The sequence below is a fragment of the Flavobacterium sp. GW823-FHT04A11 genome (assembly GCF_058796535.1).
On the sequence record NZ_CM179503.1, the window covers coordinates 3,383,859 to 3,403,557 of the forward strand.

19 protein-coding genes are annotated in these 19,699 nt (G+C 34.5%); 3 read left to right on the forward strand and 16 right to left on the reverse strand.

Annotated features, from left to right (window positions below; translation table 11 throughout):
• Nucleotides 1-176: 176 nt before the first annotated feature.
• The gene (locus AC3QL1_RS14585; protein WP_492492439.1) at nucleotides 177-1,565 is read left to right on the forward strand and encodes an MATE family efflux transporter; all 1,389 of its coding nucleotides are present in this window, start codon (nucleotides 177-179) and stop codon (nucleotides 1,563-1,565) included.
• Nucleotides 1,566-1,630: 65 nt separating this feature from the next.
• On the opposite strand, the gene AC3QL1_RS14590 is transcribed toward AC3QL1_RS14585, so the two are convergent.
• The 8 genes from AC3QL1_RS14590 to AC3QL1_RS14625 all read right to left on the reverse strand — a co-directional run bounded on the left by AC3QL1_RS14590 (nucleotide 1,631) and on the right by AC3QL1_RS14625 (nucleotide 8,529).
• Complete coding sequence (locus AC3QL1_RS14590) at nucleotides 1,631-1,879, reverse strand: hypothetical protein (RefSeq protein ID WP_492492441.1); 249 nt, start codon at nucleotides 1,877-1,879, stop codon at nucleotides 1,631-1,633.
• A 310-nt stretch (nucleotides 1,880-2,189) separates the two neighbouring features.
• Complete coding sequence (locus tag AC3QL1_RS14595) at nucleotides 2,190-2,579, reverse strand: RidA family protein (protein WP_492497581.1); 390 nt, start codon at nucleotides 2,577-2,579, stop codon at nucleotides 2,190-2,192.
• Nucleotides 2,580-2,899: 320 nt separating this feature from the next.
• Complete coding sequence (locus tag AC3QL1_RS14600) at nucleotides 2,900-3,463, reverse strand: Crp/Fnr family transcriptional regulator (RefSeq protein WP_492492443.1); 564 nt, start codon at nucleotides 3,461-3,463, stop codon at nucleotides 2,900-2,902.
• 224 nt (nucleotides 3,464-3,687) lie between these two features.
• Nucleotides 3,688-4,605: a hypothetical protein gene (locus AC3QL1_RS14605; protein ID WP_492492445.1), complete on the reverse strand. Its 918-nt coding sequence runs from the start codon at nucleotides 4,603-4,605 to the stop codon at nucleotides 3,688-3,690.
• Entirely contained in the window at nucleotides 4,602-5,156 is a 555-nt protein-coding gene (locus AC3QL1_RS14610) for a DUF6932 family protein (protein WP_492492447.1), read from the reverse strand. Before AC3QL1_RS14610 ends, AC3QL1_RS14605 begins: the two co-directional genes overlap by 4 nt.
• A 135-nt stretch (nucleotides 5,157-5,291) precedes the next feature.
• Nucleotides 5,292-6,050, reverse strand: a complete 759-nt coding sequence (locus tag AC3QL1_RS14615) for a PD-(D/E)XK nuclease domain-containing protein (RefSeq protein WP_492492449.1) — start codon at nucleotides 6,048-6,050, stop codon at nucleotides 5,292-5,294.
• 319 nt (nucleotides 6,051-6,369) lie between these two features.
• On the reverse strand, nucleotides 6,370-7,524 hold the full coding sequence (locus tag AC3QL1_RS14620; protein WP_492492451.1) for an acyltransferase family protein: 1,155 nt from the start codon (nucleotides 7,522-7,524) through the stop codon (nucleotides 6,370-6,372).
• Between the two features lie 102 nt (nucleotides 7,525-7,626).
• The gene (locus AC3QL1_RS14625) at nucleotides 7,627-8,529 is read right to left on the reverse strand and encodes a LytR/AlgR family response regulator transcription factor (RefSeq protein WP_492492452.1); all 903 of its coding nucleotides are present in this window, start codon (nucleotides 8,527-8,529) and stop codon (nucleotides 7,627-7,629) included.
• A 45-nt stretch (nucleotides 8,530-8,574) separates the two neighbouring features.
• Between AC3QL1_RS14625 and AC3QL1_RS14630 the strand changes: the two genes are divergently transcribed.
• Complete coding sequence (locus tag AC3QL1_RS14630; protein ID WP_492492454.1) at nucleotides 8,575-8,718, forward strand: hypothetical protein; 144 nt, start codon at nucleotides 8,575-8,577, stop codon at nucleotides 8,716-8,718.
• Nucleotides 8,719-8,787: 69 nt separating this feature from the next.
• Here AC3QL1_RS14630 and AC3QL1_RS14635 read toward each other — a convergent pair whose 3' ends face one another.
• Genes AC3QL1_RS14635 through AC3QL1_RS14645 form a run of 3 tightly spaced genes read right to left on the reverse strand, consistent with a single transcriptional unit; the run spans nucleotide 8,788 to nucleotide 14,728 of the window.
• Nucleotides 8,788-11,946, reverse strand: a complete 3,159-nt coding sequence (locus AC3QL1_RS14635; RefSeq protein WP_492492456.1) for a T9SS type A sorting domain-containing protein — start codon at nucleotides 11,944-11,946, stop codon at nucleotides 8,788-8,790.
• 47 nt (nucleotides 11,947-11,993) lie between these two features.
• Complete coding sequence (locus AC3QL1_RS14640) at nucleotides 11,994-12,755, reverse strand: LytR/AlgR family response regulator transcription factor (protein ID WP_042563725.1); 762 nt, start codon at nucleotides 12,753-12,755, stop codon at nucleotides 11,994-11,996.
• A gap of 38 nt (nucleotides 12,756-12,793) precedes the next feature.
• A complete protein-coding gene (locus tag AC3QL1_RS14645; RefSeq protein WP_492492458.1) occupies nucleotides 12,794-14,728 on the reverse strand; it encodes a tetratricopeptide repeat-containing sensor histidine kinase in 1,935 nt (644 codons plus the stop codon).
• A 184-nt stretch (nucleotides 14,729-14,912) separates the two neighbouring features.
• Here AC3QL1_RS14645 and AC3QL1_RS14650 point away from each other — a divergent pair, with 184 nt between their 5' ends.
• On the forward strand, nucleotides 14,913-15,473 hold the full coding sequence (locus AC3QL1_RS14650) for a hypothetical protein (RefSeq protein WP_492492460.1): 561 nt from the start codon (nucleotides 14,913-14,915) through the stop codon (nucleotides 15,471-15,473).
• 194 nt (nucleotides 15,474-15,667) lie between these two features.
• Here AC3QL1_RS14650 and AC3QL1_RS14655 read toward each other — a convergent pair whose 3' ends face one another.
• From AC3QL1_RS14655 to kaiC, 5 genes are read right to left on the reverse strand one after another with little or no spacing between them, the layout of a single operon-like run.
• Nucleotides 15,668-16,069, reverse strand: coding sequence for a response regulator (locus tag AC3QL1_RS14655; protein ID WP_492492462.1), 402 nt, complete (start codon nucleotides 16,067-16,069; stop codon nucleotides 15,668-15,670).
• Nucleotide 16,070: 1 nt separating this feature from the next.
• Nucleotides 16,071-17,327 (reverse strand): sensor histidine kinase, encoded by a 1,257-nt coding sequence (locus tag AC3QL1_RS14660; protein ID WP_492492463.1) that lies wholly within the window; start codon nucleotides 17,325-17,327, stop codon nucleotides 16,071-16,073.
• A gap of 2 nt (nucleotides 17,328-17,329) precedes the next feature.
• Nucleotides 17,330-17,629 carry a circadian clock KaiB family protein gene (locus AC3QL1_RS14665; RefSeq protein ID WP_492492465.1) on the reverse strand — a complete coding sequence of 100 codons (300 nt, stop codon included), beginning with the start codon at nucleotides 17,627-17,629 and terminating at the stop codon, nucleotides 17,330-17,332.
• Nucleotides 17,629-17,928 carry a circadian clock KaiB family protein gene (locus AC3QL1_RS14670; protein ID WP_492492466.1) on the reverse strand — a complete coding sequence of 100 codons (300 nt, stop codon included), beginning with the start codon at nucleotides 17,926-17,928 and terminating at the stop codon, nucleotides 17,629-17,631. The genes AC3QL1_RS14665 and AC3QL1_RS14670 overlap by 1 nt, the downstream gene beginning before the upstream one ends.
• 7 nt (nucleotides 17,929-17,935) lie before the next feature.
• Entirely contained in the window at nucleotides 17,936-19,609 is a 1,674-nt protein-coding gene (gene kaiC, locus AC3QL1_RS14675) for a circadian clock protein KaiC (RefSeq protein ID WP_492492468.1), read from the reverse strand.
• Between the last annotated feature and the right edge of the window lie 90 nt (nucleotides 19,610-19,699).

Consider the following 19,699-nt stretch of genomic DNA (forward strand, 5'->3'; position numbering starts at 1 on the left):
GTCGCAAAGTTTTTGTTTCACGCAGATTGAGCAGATTTATGCAGATTTTTTTAATCATTTTAATCCCTTAATCAGTGGCTAAAACCTTTGCGACTCTGCGACTTTGCGCGATTAAAAACATCACAAAGAGCAAAAAAACTTCGCGCCCTAGCGCCTTTGTGGCAATAAAAAAAATTATGTTCAAACGTTTAAAAAAAATACTCCAACATGCAGAATCATTTGATTTTACATCCGGAAGTATCAGAAAAGGAATCCTGATTTTATCCATTCCAATGGTTTTAGAAATGGCAATGGAATCGGTTTTTGCATTGGTCGATTTATATTTCGTGGGACATTTAAGAGAAAGCAATTATGCGATTCAGGTTGTTGGTTTAACCGAATCTGTTTTTGCGATTATTTATTCGATTGCCATCGGAATCAGTATTGCCACAACCGCAATCGTCGCACGCCGAATAGGTGAAAAAGACGTTACGCAAGCCGGAAAATCCGGAGTTCAGGCCATTGTAATTGCTATTGCGATCAATGTTTTCATTAGTGTTTTTGGTTTTATTTTTGCCGAAGAAATTCTGCTTTTGATGGGCGCTTCGGCAGCATCTGTTGTTTATGGCGTTTTGTACACCAAAATCATGATGGGCGGAAGTGTTTTCGTAATGCTGATTTTCCTGATCAACGGAATTTTCAGAGGTGCCGGAAATGCCATTATTGCCATGAAAAGTCTTTGGATAGCCAATATCTCGAACATTATTTTATGTCCGATTTTGATAAACGGTTTTTGGTTTATTCCCGCAATGGGTGTGACGGGAGCTGCGGTTGCCACAACCATCGGAAGAGGAATTGGGGTTTTGTACCAATGTTATTTCCTTTTTTACGGAAAAGGAATTCTGAAAATAAAATGGAGTTATTTTATTCCTGATTTCAAATTGATTCAGTCCATAATAAAACTCGCCACTCCGGGCGTTTTACAATACGTAATTGCTTCCTGCAGTTGGATTTTCCTTGCGAATCTTGTTGCTACAACAGGCGGAGATTATGCTTCATCCGGTTATCAGACGGCGATCAGAATTATGATGTTTTTTATTCTTCCGGCCTGGGGACTGAGCAATGCGGTTGCGACTTTGGTTGGGCAAAATTTAGGCGCACAGGAAATTGGTAGGGCAGAGGAGTCGGTTTATAAAACGGCCAAATACAATATGATTTTTATGGGTTCTATTATGTTAGTTTGTTTCTTTAGCGCTCATTATTTTATTTCCTTTTTTACAGACAATCAAACGATTGTGGATATTGCCGTCAAAGCTTTGCAGATTATGAGCATTGGTTTTATTTTCTACGGACTCGGCATGGTTTTAAACAATACATTCAACGGAGCAGGCGACACCTGGACTCCAACGTGGATCAATGTTTTCGGATTCTGGATTTTTCAGGTTCCGTTTGCGTATCTTTTGGTACACTTTTATGAAATGGGACCAACCGGCGTTTTTATCGCTATTCCTGTTGCCGAAACGCTGATTACAATATTGAGTGTGATTGTTTACAGAAGAGGAAATTGGAAGAGGATTGCTATTTAATAAAAACAGAAAATTTCCAATTGAAAATAATTTTTCAATTGGAAATTTTACCATAAAAATCAAAATTAAGCTTCGCAGTTATTTTCAATAATATCTTTTACACTTTTTATAAAGGACTCAGTGTCTTTAACTTCTTGTTTGATATATAAATCATACTCTAATAATTTATATTGTTCGATCATGTCTTTTTTAATGAATTTAATCGTTGATTCCAGGCTTCTGGTATCATTTTCATGATTTTTTTTGAGTTCGCGTTGTTTGCTTTCCAGATAATTTAAAGTCTTTTTTAATCTTTGAAGGTTTAATTTGTCCACAGTTTTGATCGTCTTAAAAATTGAATAAAATTAAGACGACAATCCAGGCATAAGATAAATTTCAATGTGTTTCCAAAAAACGCAATAATGTTGAACTTTATCTCGTTATTGAACTTATCTCATTCAGGAACATCGTCTTGCCCTTATTTACGAGCAAATGGGAAAGTTGGTTTTGTGTAATTGAATAATTATGAAAATTTTAATATTTCTCGAAATAAAAAAAGTCATTTCACTTTGATAAAAACTCATATGCTTGTAACGAAAACTTTGTCAAAGTTTCAAACTTTGACAAAGCTTACTAAATGCTAAATTATTTCACGACAGTAGCTTCAAATTCTACTTTCAGGGTTTCAAACAGGCTTTTTACTTCCATTAAAGTCGTCGCTTGCTGCACTCCGTGTTTGGCAATCCAATCCTGAATGATGTTGAAATTAGGCCAAAGTGCTGCCGTATCAGTAGTATAAATCGTCAGACGAACAATTTCTTTTGGTTCATATCCGGCTTTGGATATTACCTGTTCCAGATTATTCAGTGCAAGTTTTATTTGCGATTCCATGTTTTCATTGCTCGAAGTTCCATCAGCGTTTACGGCGGCTTGTCCGGAAACGTACAAGGTTCCTTCGGGATTTTTAACTTCTACGGCTTGGTTATAACTACGTTCATTTTGCCATTCCCACGGATTAATTACTCTTTTTTCCATTTGTTTCGCTCTTTTAGTTTGTGCCAAAATTGGCATCGCGGTTAATAATAGTAATGCTAAAATTTTTGATGTTCTTTTCACGATTACAGTTTAAAATTGATACTGCAAAGTTGGGCATTACATATGGAAACAGGTCTTGACATTTCTCACGATTATAAAGTGAGGTATGTCACAATGGAGAAGTTAGAAAGTTATGAATTATGAATTATGAGTTAAAAGTGAAATGTATTAATGACATCTGCAAAATCTGCGTGAAACCAATTTTTCCGGCCCAATTATTAACTGAGACTGAAAACTGAGACTGAGACTGAAAACTGACTTTAAGAAGATAAACGACTCAAAGTTTCTCGGGAAATGCCAAGATATGAAGCAATTAGGCTTTTTGGTACACGCTGAAAAAGTAAAGGATATTGTTTTAAAAGCTGTTTGTAGCGTTCTTTGGAATTGGAAGTCTGCCAGGAAATAATGCGTCGCTGTGATCCCAGAAAACCGAAAGTGGCTTTCTCCAGAAAAAAGCGCTCCATTTTTTGCAAACCGTCGCAAAGCTTTTTATAATCTTCGAGTGTACAGCACAACACTTCAGTATCTTCCATACATTCGAGAGACATTGTGGCTTCGGTTTGTGTGAAAAACGCATAATAATCGCTTTCCCACCAATCTTCCATAGCAAAAGAAACAATGTGCTGTTTGGCGGAATTATCGGTATAAACCAACTTTAAAAGTCCCGAAATAACAAAATAAGAATACTTTACCGGATCACCTTGCTGAATAAGAAATTGGTGTTTCTTAAATTTTTTAGTGGTAAAATGAGAAGCAATAAACGCAAACTCATTATCCCTAAGCGGAATTATTTTTTCGATATGTTCTCTAAGATTTGCCTGCATAAGTTGGGCAAAGTTATTGAAAATTTTATGGAGTTACAGTGATGTAATATTGAATTTGGCATTTTTGAAAGGTCTTATTATAATTTATCGTCCTTCTGCGAAGTTTTTTCAACTTGGCATTCGTTCCAATATTTTTAAACCTGTTTTTGCTTATGTTGTAGCTACGAATTCGGCAGACTGGCTTTTGTACAGAAGAGTTGAAAATCTTCATATTGGTCATTAAGTTATTTTTTATTTAAGATCTCCAATAATTCATAGCTTGATTTTTCTGTACCAGATGTGAAAATTGTTTTGTAAAAATTAAGATGTACCGTACAGGCTTTATTCAAATAATCTTTATCATAATTAAGAATTTGTTCCTCACTTAATTCAGGGCTAATGATTCCAGTTATTGTTTTACCATCTTCAGTACTTATTTCAAATTTTCCAGTATCTAATAGAAATCCTCTCAAAATTCCATATAAAAAGACCTCTTCACTTTCATTTACAGTTAGATTAACTCTTTCAAAGCCTTTATGAATTTGTTCTTCTGATATACTTATCCCATAAGAACCTGATTCCATTTTAAGAATAGAATTTTCTTCATCAATTTGTTTAAGAAAGTTTTTTAAATTATTTATATTTCTTTTTGGTGTGTGATCTATTGCCTCTTCAAAATCATCATCGCTTGTTGTTGCGGCATGAATTAATTCCATAACTTGATGAATTGCCGTGGCTACATCTTGTTCGCCAAATAAATCATATGATTCCAATTGAGATAATTCAACTCCAAAAGAGCCAACAGGTAAAGAAGTTAAATATAAATCAGAAGAAGCACTTTTCTTTGTTTTGCCACGTTTTCCAACATCACCAAAACGAACCAAAGAAGTTTGTGTTTTTATTAATTCTTGAATAGGATTAATTGTTTTGCTTACAAATCTTGACTTTATTCCAAGAGATCCCTTTACCGCACCGCCACTAAATAAAAGTTTAATTTTAGGTTCAATAAGATCTGTTGGGAAATTCTCTAATTTTTTTCGTAAAAAAATTAATTTTTCATTAATACTTTTTGACATAATAGGATGCTCTCCTACTATTTCAAGCATTCTTTCAGTATCAACAATCTGAGCTTTTGTTTGTTCAATTTCCCAAAATAAACTCATAGTACTAATTTTTTAAGATAATCAATTGATTCAGCGTCAATATCAGGAGTATTTAATTCCAAGCGCAATATTCCTTTCCAAACCCCGACGCGATTATGAGTAAATAATTGAATCCAGTATCTTGTCATTTCAACCGTAACGTCAGGGCTATAACAGTAATCAACTGGATAGTGATCTAACTTATAAGTTTCTTTAGAAATTTCCGAGTTTACAAATTCAGCAAATTTTTCGTTTATAATTTCTTGATTTTGAATAGTTATTCCACCAAAAAAAGTTACCAAATCTAAATCTCTAGGAGCTCTATTTTCACTTATTTCTATATTTTCAGTAAAACTGCCATCTAACCATTGAAAACCTTGTTTTATATCTAGAAGGTTCATTTTTTCTCTAAATAATAATAAGCCTATTAGAATTTCCACTCTTTCTTTTGATGTAGCAAATGTTTTACAAAGCTCTAATGTTGTACAACGATATGGACTCAATTCATTTTTTTGAGTTGGTGTTCCTAAATGAGGAGGAATGACATTATTGTGGTCAAAATTTGGTATCACTCTTATTAGCTTTAATGATTAAATTTATAAATAATATTTTATTATTTACATCTTTTGTTTATCAATGTATAATTAACCTATAGGAATTTTATTAAAGATAATATCGTTTTCTCTAATAATTTAAATTTAAAGATCTTATAAAATATTTTTTTTACTTTTTCTTTGACCTTTTCCAAATACAATTATTGGTTTCCATGAATGTGGAGCTTTTGACATTTTGAATTCTGCTTCAATTTGTGCCTGTGTAAAAAAGTTATCCGTCATGTAAATTACAGCATAAAATGTTTTCCAGTCCTTCGATCCATTATATCCCTGAATATCCTCAAAAATCCCTCCAATTGCGATCTTTGCTTCTTTTTCAGAATCTACAAATTTATATTCAATTGCACTTTTTAAACTTCGAATTCCAATATCAGGTTTGTAGGTTTTTGAGACTTTTGAAATAGGAATTTCTTTCACGGTATCAGGAAAAACATGAATTAAATTATAATAAACTTCAGTCCTAACTTCCATTTCATTTGAGGGCTGAATTTTTCTATCTGTTAGCATTTTCGGTATACCTTTAATAATTTGTTCTAAAAGAAGTTTTGAATTTGCGTTTTCTATTTTACTTTTATCTAACTTTAGATGAGACGTTAGAGCATTTATATGCTTTTCAAGTATTGATAGTACAGGAGAATAAAAAACATCTAAATACTGAATGAATATTAAATCACCAAAGCTTTCTTCATATTTAGAGATTTCTTTTCTAAGACTTTTGCGCATTAATTTTAGTTCTAAAAACTCATAAGCAAACTCCAATTTTAATTGAATACTTTTTAATACATCTGCTAATCTCTCTTTAATAAATTCCTGTTCGCCATCGTTAAATTTATTACTTCCGATAAGATGCATTTCATGCCATAACAGATTCTCAAGCTCTCTAATTAATTGAAATGCTTTTTTAAAATCTGTTTGCGCATTATTGTAAAAGTTTTCATAATTAAAAATCTGTTGCATATTAAATTATTTAAGCAAATATCATTATTCAAAAATTCTAAAATTTACGGAAAACCATAATCAACTAAAATTTGTCACAACAAGAATAACAATAAATAAAAACAAGACACCAAGTATTTATACGTGGTTTTATAAAAACACCAAATAAAAAAAGCCCAACTACCAAAAGTTGAGCTTTCCACAATTAGTAAATCCGTTTTTTGATTGATGATTTTTAAATAATCTTCTTAACCCCGGGAATCAATAAGATCAATCCTCCCAAAGCAAAACTCCCTGCAACTATCAGCGGTAAAACTACAAGAAGTTTAAGTGCCGGATCTACATTCCAGTTTCTTGCGGCTAGGGTAAAGGCGACAATTACTACGGGATGAAAAATGTAAGTGGCAAAACTGTAGCGCGCTAATTTGGCAAGCAAGGGCGTTGATTTATTCCATTTTGTTCTTCCTTTGATGAGTAGAACGGTTAAAATGGAAAGTCCGATCCATTGTTCCCAGATGGCGTATAATAGTTGTTGCCAGTGAAAACCTCCTGCGTACCATTCTACGGGCATTTTTACGGTGATTCTGATGACAAAAAATACGGGGAAAAGCAATAAACAAATCCAGGCAGAAAGCGTTAGACGTTTTCTGGTTCTTTCAGATAATTCGTTGAACCAGTTGTTTTTGGCAGCCAATAATCCAATGATAAAAAAAGCGATGTATTGCGGGAAATGTCCGGGTTGGAATCCGAATGGTTCGAGAACCCAGCCAACTGGAAACGCAATTCTCACGACGAAAGTTACAAGACCCAACGCTAGTGCAAATAAAAGAATTGTTCGGGATGTAGGAACGGGCAATGTGTTTTCAAAACTGATTTTGAAAAGCTTTTGTGATATAACGTAAAGGAAAGTAAAAAGGAGCAAAGCCAATACAAACCACATCACGCCAATATCCATCCAGGTGTCGTAGCCCTGCAAATATTGTAAAAAAGTAATATGATGTTCCTGTGCAAAATAATACACCAGATAACTCGTAAATGGCGAAATCAATACTGCGTAAAATACTAACGGAATTCCCAATCGGATCAAACGGTCTGTGATGAATTTTGAAGTGCCTTTTTTGGTAAAAGAAGCATCGGTAAAATAGGCGGCAAGCATAAAGAAAAAGCCCATAAAAAAAGACTGGTTGATGCTAATCATCATTTTTACCGGAATAAGCACTCCAAGAATAGTAGTGGGTTCTGTATAATACCATCCGTCTGATGTGCTGTAAGCAATAAATGTGTGGTGTAAAATGACCAAAATGGTCAATAGTATTTTGATATTATTGATGTAATGGAGCTTATTTGGCTGTTGTACATCTGGTAATAAAGTGGTGTTTTGGGTTGTCATAATCGTTTTGATTTAGTGTTACTGAGGGCAAACCTACAACAAGAAAATACAGTTGTAAGCACTCCTGTTATCACTAACAAGCTTTTGTGACGAACGACAAGCTTAGGCTATCTGCAGGCTGCGGAGTTGGTTGTAACACTGATTGAAACTCTCAATCTGATTTCTGGAAACGGGAACTTTTGTATCGGTATTATGGAATGATAAAAGGTAACCCTGAGAATTTCCGCTTACTTTTTCGATCTTAAACATGTTGACCAAATAAGTTCTGTGGCATCTGAAAAAATGCGGATAGTCTTCAATTTGTTTTTCGAATTGTGTGAGCGAAATTCGTTTGAGTTCTGTGGTTGTTTCTTCGTGATTCGATTTTGTGATTTCGATATAATTGCCATCGGCTTTAACGAAAAGCAAATCTTCTAAGTTTAAATTGAAATCGTCTTGTTTGACCTGCGTATTGATGAAAAGGGTAGAGGCCATTTTGGTTTTTTCGGGTTCATTGGCAAGCGGCACAAACTGAAGTACAAATGGGGAACCTTTTTTTGATTTGAAATAAAAACCCGCCATTCGCAGGAAAAAATAAAAAAGGATGCCGGCGAGAAAACAGTTTCGGACTTCTTCCCATAAATAGCGCAGCGACCAATTGTTTGGATTGTTATAAATGATATCGCGCATTAAAAAACTGGCAATTCCGGCCAAAAGCAGAAATACGCCAACGTGAATATATTCGTGTAACAAAGTCCAGTTTTTGGGTTGATTTCGATTGATATAATTAAAAGTTCCGAAATATAAAAATAGGATTAAAGCGGGCGAAAAAGCATGTAAAAAACAAATCAGGAAGTAATTTACCCTGAATTCAGGCTCATAAACGCCAAATGGCGCAAACAATAAAAGGAACACGAAAATGGCTGCAAAAACAATCGCACAGCTTTTCAGAAGATTTTCAGACTGATATCGATCTGGATATTCAATTTGTTTTTTTAAATGTTCTGTGTTAATGTAAAAAGTCATGGTAAAGGTGCTTTGTTCGGGATTAAAAGTACGAAAATAGTCGTTATGAAAACGGATGCCCTAGCCCAGATAGAAGCGGTATCCTTTTTCTTGCTTTCTTTAAGCAGGAAAAAGATACAAGCGGATTGCTTCGCCAGTTCGCACTTTCAGGCTCGGGTGCTGGAAATAGCTCCTGAAAAAAAAGGATAATAAAAAAAGCCTTCCAAAATCGGTTGATTTTAGAAGGCTTTTAAATGCGGAATATTGATTTTCCTAAATTTATTCCTTGATTACTTTTTCGACTTTAATACCGTTTTCAGTTGTGATTCTGATGAAATAAAGTCCGTTTGGCTTGTTCGAAATATCAAGTTGCGTGTTGTTATTCGTTTCTATTTTGTTTTGCAGGATTCTTCCCTGAACATCAAACAATTCAACACGTTTTATGGTATTATCGCAATTTATTGTTACGTTTCCTTTGGTTGGATTTGGGTATAATGCGACGCTTTTATCAACCTGATGGTCTTTTGTTCCCAAATTTTTGAAAATAGTTTCGGCTTTATTGGTTTCTACCGGCGTATTATAGTCAAAATAAATATCAGCTTCTTTTCCAACTTCGTCGCCGGTAATAAGATTATTTAATGTTCTGATTTTGAATAAAACATTTCCGTGACCGTTAACCGGAGGATCTTTGGCTGTAAGATTTGCTTTTTTAGCGGCACCAAGATTGATTTTATCGAAAATAAATTCGACTACATTTCCGTGAACATTAATGTCTGACGGATGCGAAGTGTCTAATAATTGCAGGGAATTAATGTCATATTTAGTCTGGTCGACAACGACTTTTACAACGACAGTTTCAGCAGGCGCAGTTCCTGTATTTTCAAAATTAACGACATAATGCAAATAATCGCCAATTGTAGCTGGAGACACGCTTTTGCCCTCCAGACATATTATATCATTAGGATCATAAGAACCAATTACAATCTGATTAAAGTTAAATGTGTTGTCGGCAGGGTTTAAATCGCCAGCAATTGGGTTTATCGTGGCCGTAAAATTCAATACATCATCTAAATTTACCGGAGGTGTTTGCGTTGGCGTATTGATGTCTAGTCTAACATAATAACTTCTGCTTTCAAAAGGAAGTAAATTAGCGTAATTCCAGCCTAATAATCCAGGGTTTTGAACATCTGTTGGTATATTTGCCTGCACAAATTGCGTTAAATTTTGATTGTATGCAAAATTAAAACTTCCGTTTGCTGTTTGATTTCCTTTGTTTCTAATCACAATTTGATACCAGGCCATAAATCCGGGTCTTGCCGGTACAAAAGGCGCAATGACAATTTCGACATCGTTTTGAGATCCATTTGCGGTAATGCAGAAATCCTGTGTAACAACGTGATTATTAGTATCAGTAAAAGAAAGCAACGGCGTAACAGGCGAAATATTGAATAATGACGCATTTTCAAGATGCGGCGTTAGGGCAAAATTTCCTGTTCCGGTATAAAAATTATATTTACCGTTAGCTTTGGTAAAAGTTTCACTTTGTACAAAACCATCATTTAGTCCCACTTTTACATTCGGCTGTTTAGCATCTGAGGCATCGCAGCCATTATTATCAAGGTCAAAAGCTACTGTTCCTGAAATAGTATTGTAATTTCCGCCCGGCGTAAAAGAACAATACGAATTGACTTCGACGTTTGACAATGGAAAACTTAACAGATAGTTTTTTGTTGTTTGGATATCAGCTTCATCCTGACAAATAAAGGTCAGATTTGTGTCGGCACTTCCTAAAAACATTGTTTCGGTTTTTCCGTTTTTGGCAAAAATCATTTTTAGATTCGGATTATTGCTTGCTGATAAAGTCTGAAAATTGGTTAAACCGGAAATATCAATGGTTTCTAAAGCGCTTCCGGTAACATTCAAGACGTTAAGATTGGGAGAATCAGAATAATCTAAAGCTGTAATTTGTGTATCTATAGAAAAAAGAGATGTTAAAGCGCTGCAACGGGAAAGATTGAGTGAAGCAAGATTATTGTAACTGCAATCAAGGCTTTTTAAATTGGTTAATCCGGAAACATTTAAGGCTGTTAATGGTGCTATTTCTAATGGTTTTCCACTTAAAGAAAGTGTTTCAAGCGCTGTACAACCCTGTACATTTACAGAACTTAATGCGTTGCTGACCGTTCCAATATAAGTTAAGGCACTGCAATTTGAGAAATCACCGGTTGCAAGTGTGGTCGTTGGCATATTGAGGTTCGATAGTGCTGTACATCCTGAAAGATTTAAATTGCCAATTGGGTTCAGATCTATATCCAAAATTTCAAGATTGGTGTTTCCTGAAAGATCGAGAGACGGAATTTGATTCGCGCTTAAAAATGCTTTTTTCAAATTAGTCGTTCCGCTAAGATTTAAATTCGCAATAAAATTTGACGAAGCCTGAAGTTCTACAAGGTTTGGCGAGTTGCTTAAATCCAATGCTGTTAACTGATTAAAAGTACAATTTAAAAAGGTAATGGCTGTACAACCCGTTAACGGCAAAGTGCTTAAAGGATTTTTTTCTATATCTACTTCTTTCAAAGCGCCGCAGCCTGACAAATTTAAAGAGGAAATTATGTTATTGGGAATTCGTAAATATTCCAGGCTGGAACAGTTAGAAAAATCAGCAGTTGTCATTTGCTGCATTTGCGAAAAGGTAGATTGCGGAAAATTAAGCAATGTACAGCCCGAAGCATTTATAGAAGCAAAGTCAAGATTATCTTCAATTAAAAAAGTAGTCAGTTTTGTTAAACCGGAAACATTCATTGCCGTTAGTTTATTGTTTACCGCATTAAAATATTCCAAATTAGGACAACCTGTTAAATCCAAAGCCGTTAGCACATTATTTTCAAGATACAATTGCCCTAAAGTTGGGAGATTACTAACGTTGAAAGTAGAAAAAGCGGGATTTTGCTGTGCAACAATTGTATATAAAACAAGATTGTTTGAAATGTTTAAAGTGGTCATTAACGGGTTTTCCATAAAGGTTATACCCGTTAGTGCATTCATTCCTGAAACTGTGGCTGTTGCCAAAGTTGGACTTTTTACAAAAATAGTTTTCAAATTTGACATTCCGTTTAAATTTATCGAAGTCACGCTGATTTCCCTAAAACCCAATTCGGTTACATTGGTAAAACCTTCAATTCCCTGAATGTTGGTTACTAACGGCGCGTTTGTGCCTTCTATCCAAAGTTTGTCAATCAAAGCCGCTTCTGAAACCTGAATCTGATTATCAAAATTGGTGTCGATTCTCGTTACTTTAACTCCGCCCGAATAGGCTGTAAAGTTAGCATCGCCGCCATTTACCAGCATGTTTTTTAGTGTAGAATCGGTAAAGGTAAGTATTTGTGCATTGACCATTCCGGTAAGCAATAATACCATTAAGAGTATTTTTTTTCTCATAATTAATTATGGTTTGAGTTGTTCGTTAGAAAATTTTGGGGATGATTTTAAAGGGAATTAATTAATTCCTGTAACTTTTCTTTCTTGCTCTGTGCAATCGGAATATTGGCATTATCCGCCATAATCACATATCCGCCATCTGTTTTTATGTATGATTTGAGATAAGATAAATTGATTAAATGCGATTGGTGAATGCGTTCAAAACCGTGTTCTGCCAGTAATTCTTCATATTCCTTTAGTGTTTTTGATATCAAAACAGGTTTATGGTTTTTGATGAAAAATTGGGTGTAATTTATTTTGGCTTCACAGCGAATAATATCCGAAACCTCAAATAAATGAATTCCGTCACTGGTTGATAAGGCAATTCTTTTGAAATTGTCGACTTTTTTACGGATGTTTTCCAGCAGTAAATCAATGTTTTCAAACGAATTATTTTTCCCGACTGCTTCTTTTATTTTGGCCATTGTAAGCTGCAGTTCTTCGGGATCAACCGGTTTTAGAATAAAATCTAAAGCACTGAATTTAAAAGCTTTCAAAGCATATTGTTCGTGCGCGGTAATAAACACAACATGCGATTTCAGTTTTCCGTTTGCTTTAGAAAGACGTTCCAGAATATCAAAACCGGTTCCGTCTGTTAAATGAATATCCAGAAAAATAACCTGCGGATTTAATTTTTCTATCGCAGCGATTCCGGTTTTTACACTTTCGGCTTCGCCAACAATAAAAATATCATTTGTATAACGTTCTAAAAGCGCTTTTAGACCGGTTCTTAAATGTTTGTCATCGTCGATTAATAATGCTGTTATCATGGTTTTGGTATTTGGTATTTTGGTATTGCTTTTTGATATTATGGTATGTATTGAATTGGCAGGTACAAAGTAACTTTTGTACCTGTTTTTTGTTTTGCCGAATTAAGCTCGATAATCTCTATTTTGGCCGATTTAGAAGTGATGGATTCCATAATCTTCAATCGTTTTTTTGTAATATCCAATGCCATAGACTGATGCGCCGTAACGGAGTTTTCTTTTAAAAGTTTTGATTCTGATAAACCAATTCCATCATCTGTAATCGTGCAGATTAATTGTTGGTTTTGAACATCAAAATTTACGCTGATTTTTCCTTTTCCTTCTTTGGGAACCATTCCATGCAAAATAGCGTTTTCTACAAATGGCTGAATCAGTAAAGGCGGTAATCCCATATTAAATTCGACGTTTTCTGTGGATTCAATTTCAAATTCGAATTTATCATGAAAACGAAGCTGTTCGAGTTCCAGATAATTCTGCAAACTTTCAATTTCCTTATCAATCGGGATCAGGGAACCTTTTGAATATTCGAGCGTAAGCCGCATTAATTTTGAAAATTTAGACAAATATTTCAAGGCAGAATCTGTTCCGTTCTGAACAATAAAACTCGATATTGAACTCAGGCAATTAAAAACAAAATGCGGATTCATTTGCAAATGCAAAGCTTTCTGTTCGTATTCTGCTACTTCTTTTTTCAATGTGAGCTGGCGTTTTACCTGCATTCTGTTGTAAATAACCAGACTTAAAACAATCAGCAATAATCCTCCCAAAATAGAAAAGACAACCAGCTGAATTTCTCTTTTATGTTTTTCAGAAAGCAAAACTTCCTTTTTATGAAATTCGTAGTTCATTTCGGCTTTGGCAAACTTATTCTTGGTTTCCTGATTGTTGATGCTGTCGCGGGCCACAATGTAATTTTTGTAATGTGCCAAAGCCGCTTTAGAATCGTTTAGAGACTCGTACAATTCGCTCAGTAATTTCTCTGTATGAAAGGTCTGATCCTGAACGCCAACTTCTTTTGCATACGCTAAAGATTTAATGGCAAAAGGCAGTGCTTCACTATATTTTTGCTGTTTCTGCAACAACAATCCCATATTGTATAAAGCGAGAGAAGCACCAAATTTATTCTGGATTTCTTCGTATAAATGCAATGATTTTTGATAATATTCTAACGCCAGAGATTGATTGTTTTGTTTTGTATAATAATCGCCCAGATAATTGTTTAAGAGTGCAAATCCGCGTTTATTATCGCTTTTTTCAAACGCTTTTTTTGCTTTTCCATAATAATTAATTGCATTTTGATATTCGCCCATTTCAAAATAAATCACACCAATATTCGTAAGTGTAATTGGCGCATTTGCTTCACCCAGAATAATTTGAAGTTTGTAAGCTTCCTTGAGATAATATAAGGCTTTAGGATAATTTAGCTGCGATTTATAGACAATACCAATGTTGTTAAGAACCTTGGATATACTTTGCTGTTCCTGAATTTCCTGATATAATTTTAAAGCTTTTTCATGATTTTTTAAAGCGAGAATATAATTGCTTTGTTCTGAATAAACCACGCCTGAACTTGCATAGGAACGTGCCAAACCTTTTTTGAGCTGTTTTTTGTCCGGATTTTTTTTCAGGTCAATTTCAAATTCAGTTTGGGCATTTTTAAAATATTTTAAGGCAACAGGATAATTTCCGAGAATAATAGACGCATTTCCTTTGTTGATATAGGCAGTAGCCAAACCAAAATTATAAGACGTTTTTACACTTAAAACTGCCGCTTTCTGAGCGTAGAATAAAGTCGAATCAGGATCAATCTCCTTATATAAATCGGCAATTGTATTGTAATGATTTACCTTTGAAGTATCTATTTTGGTAACACGCAAAATTCTCTTCAAACTGTCTATCTGACTATTTTGTGCATAAACAATGCCGCCAATAAAAGTAAATAATAAGAAAACGGTTAAGCGGAATTTTAGATTCACGTGGCTCGGTTTTTGGTTGTTGTGAGACAAATGTATAATTTGTTTTCAACTATCATTACACCAATTATTATTTATGCCGTTTTGATTATTATTTGATACTTTTGAGTTATTCAGAAGATTGAACGAATTGAAAAAAGGATGATGACAGGCTTTGAGCTTTTATAAAACAGGAAAAAAAATAAAAATGAGAATTAGAAAAGAGATATTAATATTGCCATTGTTTATAGTAATTTGCTGTTCGAATATAACATTTTACAAAAACAGAAAAACCGAAGTAAGCGATGAAATTGTCTGGTCTCCAAACAGAAAATTAATCTGGAAAGATTTTAAAGGAACTCCGCCGGATGCGCCTGTCGAATCTACCGTGGCGGTAACTTGTTCAACTATGGATTTTGAATTTCACAATGCTAAAAATTATAAAATTGAAAGTAAATTTATAAAGAGCAAATCCTGGACCGTAACCGATGATCCCGGAATGTTATCGCACGAGCAGTTGCATTTTGACATAACAGAATTACACGTTAGAAAAATTAGAAAATCGTTTGATAGTTTAAGCGTCAAAAAAATTACCAATTTTGCCCAATATGATGAAATTTATAAATCAAATATTGAAAAATGCAATAAATATCAGGATTTATATGATTCTGAAGTACTTGGAAGTAATAAAAATCAACAGCAATGGATAAAAAAAGTAACTGCTGAATTATTGAAATTGAAAAGATTTGAGCAAAGTTCTGAAAAATGATTTCATTATAATTTAACCACAAAGTACACAGAGTTTTACATTTCGGATTTTACAAAAACACAAAGTTCACAAAGCTATATTAATTTAGCTTTGTGAACTTTGTGTAATCTTAGCGATCTCTGTGGTTAAATTTAGCTTTGCGAACTTTGCGTAAATCTTAGCGTCTTTGCGGTAAAATTGGCTTCGCAGTTAAATCACTGTTCAATAATTTTAACAATTTGTCTCGGAATTTCCTCAAAAGCTTCAATAGAATAAGGTTTTATAAGATAGGCTTTTACGCCAAGCAAATCACATTTTTCTTTATACGCCGGATTTATACTTGTTGAATAAATAAAACACGGAATAGTTTTTAGTCCATCAGTATTTAAAATTTCCTGCAACGCTTCGATACCATCAACAATAGGCATGTTTATATCGGTAAGAATAACATCAGGAATTTCATTTGAAGTATTTTTTAGATAATTCAGAAGTTCTTCACCATTCGAAACCAGACTGACTTTATTAAAATCAGGATTTTTGTTAAAGATTTCAGTGATCACATCTGCGTCGTCGTCGTCATCTTCGGCAATAATAATATGTAGATTGTTTTTTGTCATTTTATTGTATTGGAAAATAAAGATTAAAAGTGGTACCCTCATCCAGTTTACTTTCTACGGTTATATTTCCTGAATGGTTTTCCATGATTTTTTTACAAATCGCAAGCCCAATACCGTTTCCTGAATATTCATTCTTAGCATGTAAACGCTGAAATATGGTAAAAATTTTAAGCAGGTGGTTTTTTTCCATTCCAATACCGTTATCTTTTATCTGAATTTTTACAAATTTATCAGCCTTTCCGGGATCTTCAGATTCAAAATCATCTGTTTGAAAGATTTGTATTGACGGAGGAATATCTGTTTTACTATACTTAATAGCGTTTGAAATTAAATTAGAAAAAAGTTGGCGCATCTGTACTTTTGATGCCTTTAATATCGGTAAGTTTCCAATTTGAATAATGGCTTTTCTATCATTAATGATAAGTTCTAAATCCTCATTAACTTCAGCAATTATTTCGACTAAATTTACTTGCGTAAGTTCTTCTTTTGCCGTGTGCGAAGAATAATTTACCAAATCATCCACAAGAGAGTTTAATCTTAAAGCAGATAATCTCATTACATTCAGGAATTTAGAATCCGTTTCTGAAAGTTCGTTGCCGCTGATCCTTTCACTGTACATCACCATTTTCCGAAGCGGTTCTTTTAGATCATGCGAAATAACATGAATGAATTCCTCGAGGTTTGTATTGATCCGGTTTAATTCGTTGATCTTTTCCTCAAGATCTTTCTGATGCTGAATCAGGGCATTTTCATGCTTTTTCTTTTCTGTTAAATCAGTAACCACAATTCCCAATCCCTGAACCGAAGGCTCCAGATCTGTTACAGATATCGAGGCCGGAAAGGTTCTTGTACTGTAATTGGTTTTAAATAGAATTTCGTGTGTCGAAATTCCGTATTTCAATGCTTCCAGAAGCGCAGTAAAATGATCCGTATTATTGAAATATTCCTGTATATAATTCCCAATTATTTTTTCTGAAGATACACCAACAAGTTCTGCAAAATAATCGTTGCAGTACAAAATCAGACCATTTCTGGAAATACTTAAAGCGCCCTGCCTGAATTTTTCGATAAGAAGCCTGAAAGTATAATCAGCAGTTTCTAGAGAATAAAGCTGCGGAACTCCGTTATTATTTACTACTAATGCATCAACATCTCCTACTTTTATAGCTTCAACAATACTATTTGATTCAAAAAGCTCTTCTTTTAAAGCAGCTATCTCTTTTAATAAAGATTCGATATGTTTATTATTATCACCCAAATTTATTCAGTTAAATTAAGTATTTTCAATACCTTTTCCTTGTCTGACAAATCACCTAAAATGATTCTTCTTGGCGCCGGACTTATTTTAATCAAAGTTGGTATTGCTACAATTTGATGTATAACAGCCTGCTCTGTGTCGCGACTTATGTCTATGATCTGTAATTCATACATATCGGCGAGATATTTATCACATATTATTCGTAAATTTTCTATTGCATGCCCTGATTTTACAGACATACCCGAAACAAAAAGCATGAACTTATGTTTTTCTGGTTTTGTAACATCAGATGGATTGTTCATTATAACGCTTTTACGGGTTTAATATTGAGTCCCACCAAAACTCTTTCCTCATTAGAAAGGTCCCCGATTATTTTGCGGATCGGTTCAGGAAATTTTCTAACCAAAGTAGGAACAGCCAAAATCTGGTCACCTTCAGCTAACTGCGGACTTTTAAGTAAATCTATAATCTCAATACTATATTTACCTTTTAGATGCTCTTCGGCATATTTTTTTATATTTTCAAGCGCTTTTATCGACTTTGGCGTCTGGCCGGCGATATAGAGCAGCAATTGCCATTCGGCTACGACTTCTTTTTTCATTTTGTGGCTATTTTTTCTTAGAATTCAGTTTTTCCTGCAGCAATTCTGTTGCTTTAAGTATACTTAATTCTTCTTCTGCAGACTCAAATTCGGTTCTAAGAGCTTCAATATTAGCTTCAAGGACTTTGCGTTTACGCTCAATTTCCCTGTCTTTGCGGCTAATTTCGTTTTGCAGTTTAATATCTGAAATTGTTTTCTTGAACTGATGTGATTTTCTGGCAGAACCGGTTAATATTCCCTGCGGACCTAATTCTACATCAAGCAATTCAATTCCGTTACTTGTAATCACAAATTCTCTAACCTGGTTAGAATGTCCCATTCCGCGGGCTTTTACAATAAAAATTCCACGGTTTCTTTCGCCAATTCCTTCCATATCACGAACTGTAACCCAGGTATCTACCAATGATGATACAGATTCTTCGGCAAGATCCGGCCTGAAATTATCCGTTTGTTTATTTAATGAAGTAAAAAGTGCCGTTATATTATTGGCTTTCAGCATATCTATGAGCCTCACCAGCATCGAACGCACTTCCTGCTCGCTTCCCACCGTAATAAGATTACTGATAGGATCTATAATTATCGTTGTAGGCTGGAATTCTTTAATTAGTTTTCTAAGTGTAAGCAAATGCAGTTCCAGACCATTTAAAGACGGGCGGGAAGAGTGAATCTGCAAATTGCCTTTTTTAATATGTTTTCCAAGGTCAATACCAATTGATTTCATATTTCGAACCAATTGCTGCGGAGATTCTTCAAATGCAAAATAGATAACGCGTTCCTTATTTTCACATTGTTTATTGGCAAAATAACATCCAATAGTTGTTTTGGCCGTACCGGCAGTTCCTGAAACCAATATATTGCTTCCGCGATAAAATCCGCCGCCCTGAAACATTTCGTCTAATCCCGGAACTCCCGTAGGAACCACATCTGATGAGACCTCATTATTCAGTTTTAACGATGTAATAGGAAGAACCGAAATTCCGTCTTCATCAATTAAAAACGGATATTCATTTGTACCATGCGTTGAGCCACGGTATTTTACAATTCTCAAACGTCTTGTCGAAACCTGTTCGATCACACGATGGTCTAAAACAATCACACAATCAGAAACATATTCTTCTAATCCCTGACGCGTTAAAGTTGCTTCACCGCGTTCACCCGTAATGACTGCTGTTACGCCTTTGGTTTTAAGCCAATGAAATAATCTTCGCAATTCCGCACGAAGAATCGCCTGATTGTCAAGGCCTGCAAATAAAGATTCGATTGTGTCAAGAACCACTCGGGTTGCTTTTATAGAGTCAATCGCATGACCTAATCTTATAAATAAACCATCAAGATCATATTCTCCTGCCTCTTCAATTTCAGATCTTTCGACTCTGACATGATCGACAACGAGTTTTTTCTGGGCTTTAAGCTCTTCAAGGTCAAAACCTAACGATTTTACATTTAAAGTAAGGTCATCCGAAGGTTCCTCAAAAGACATGAAAACTCCGGGTTCGTTATATTCTGTAATTCCTTTAATAAGGAACTGCATCGATAACAATGTTTTTCCGCAGCCGGCACCGCCACAGATTAAAGTTGGTCGTCCTTTCGGAAATCCACCATCAGTAATCTCATCAAGGCCGTCAACTCCAGTAGGAGTTTTTGGGAAAATAAAACTATGTGATTTTTTTTGTTCTTGCACGATATTTAAATTCTATTGACTCAAATATACGTTTTCCTGTAATATTAACAATTAATATTTATTAAAGATTTAACAGCTGTTGAGCAACAA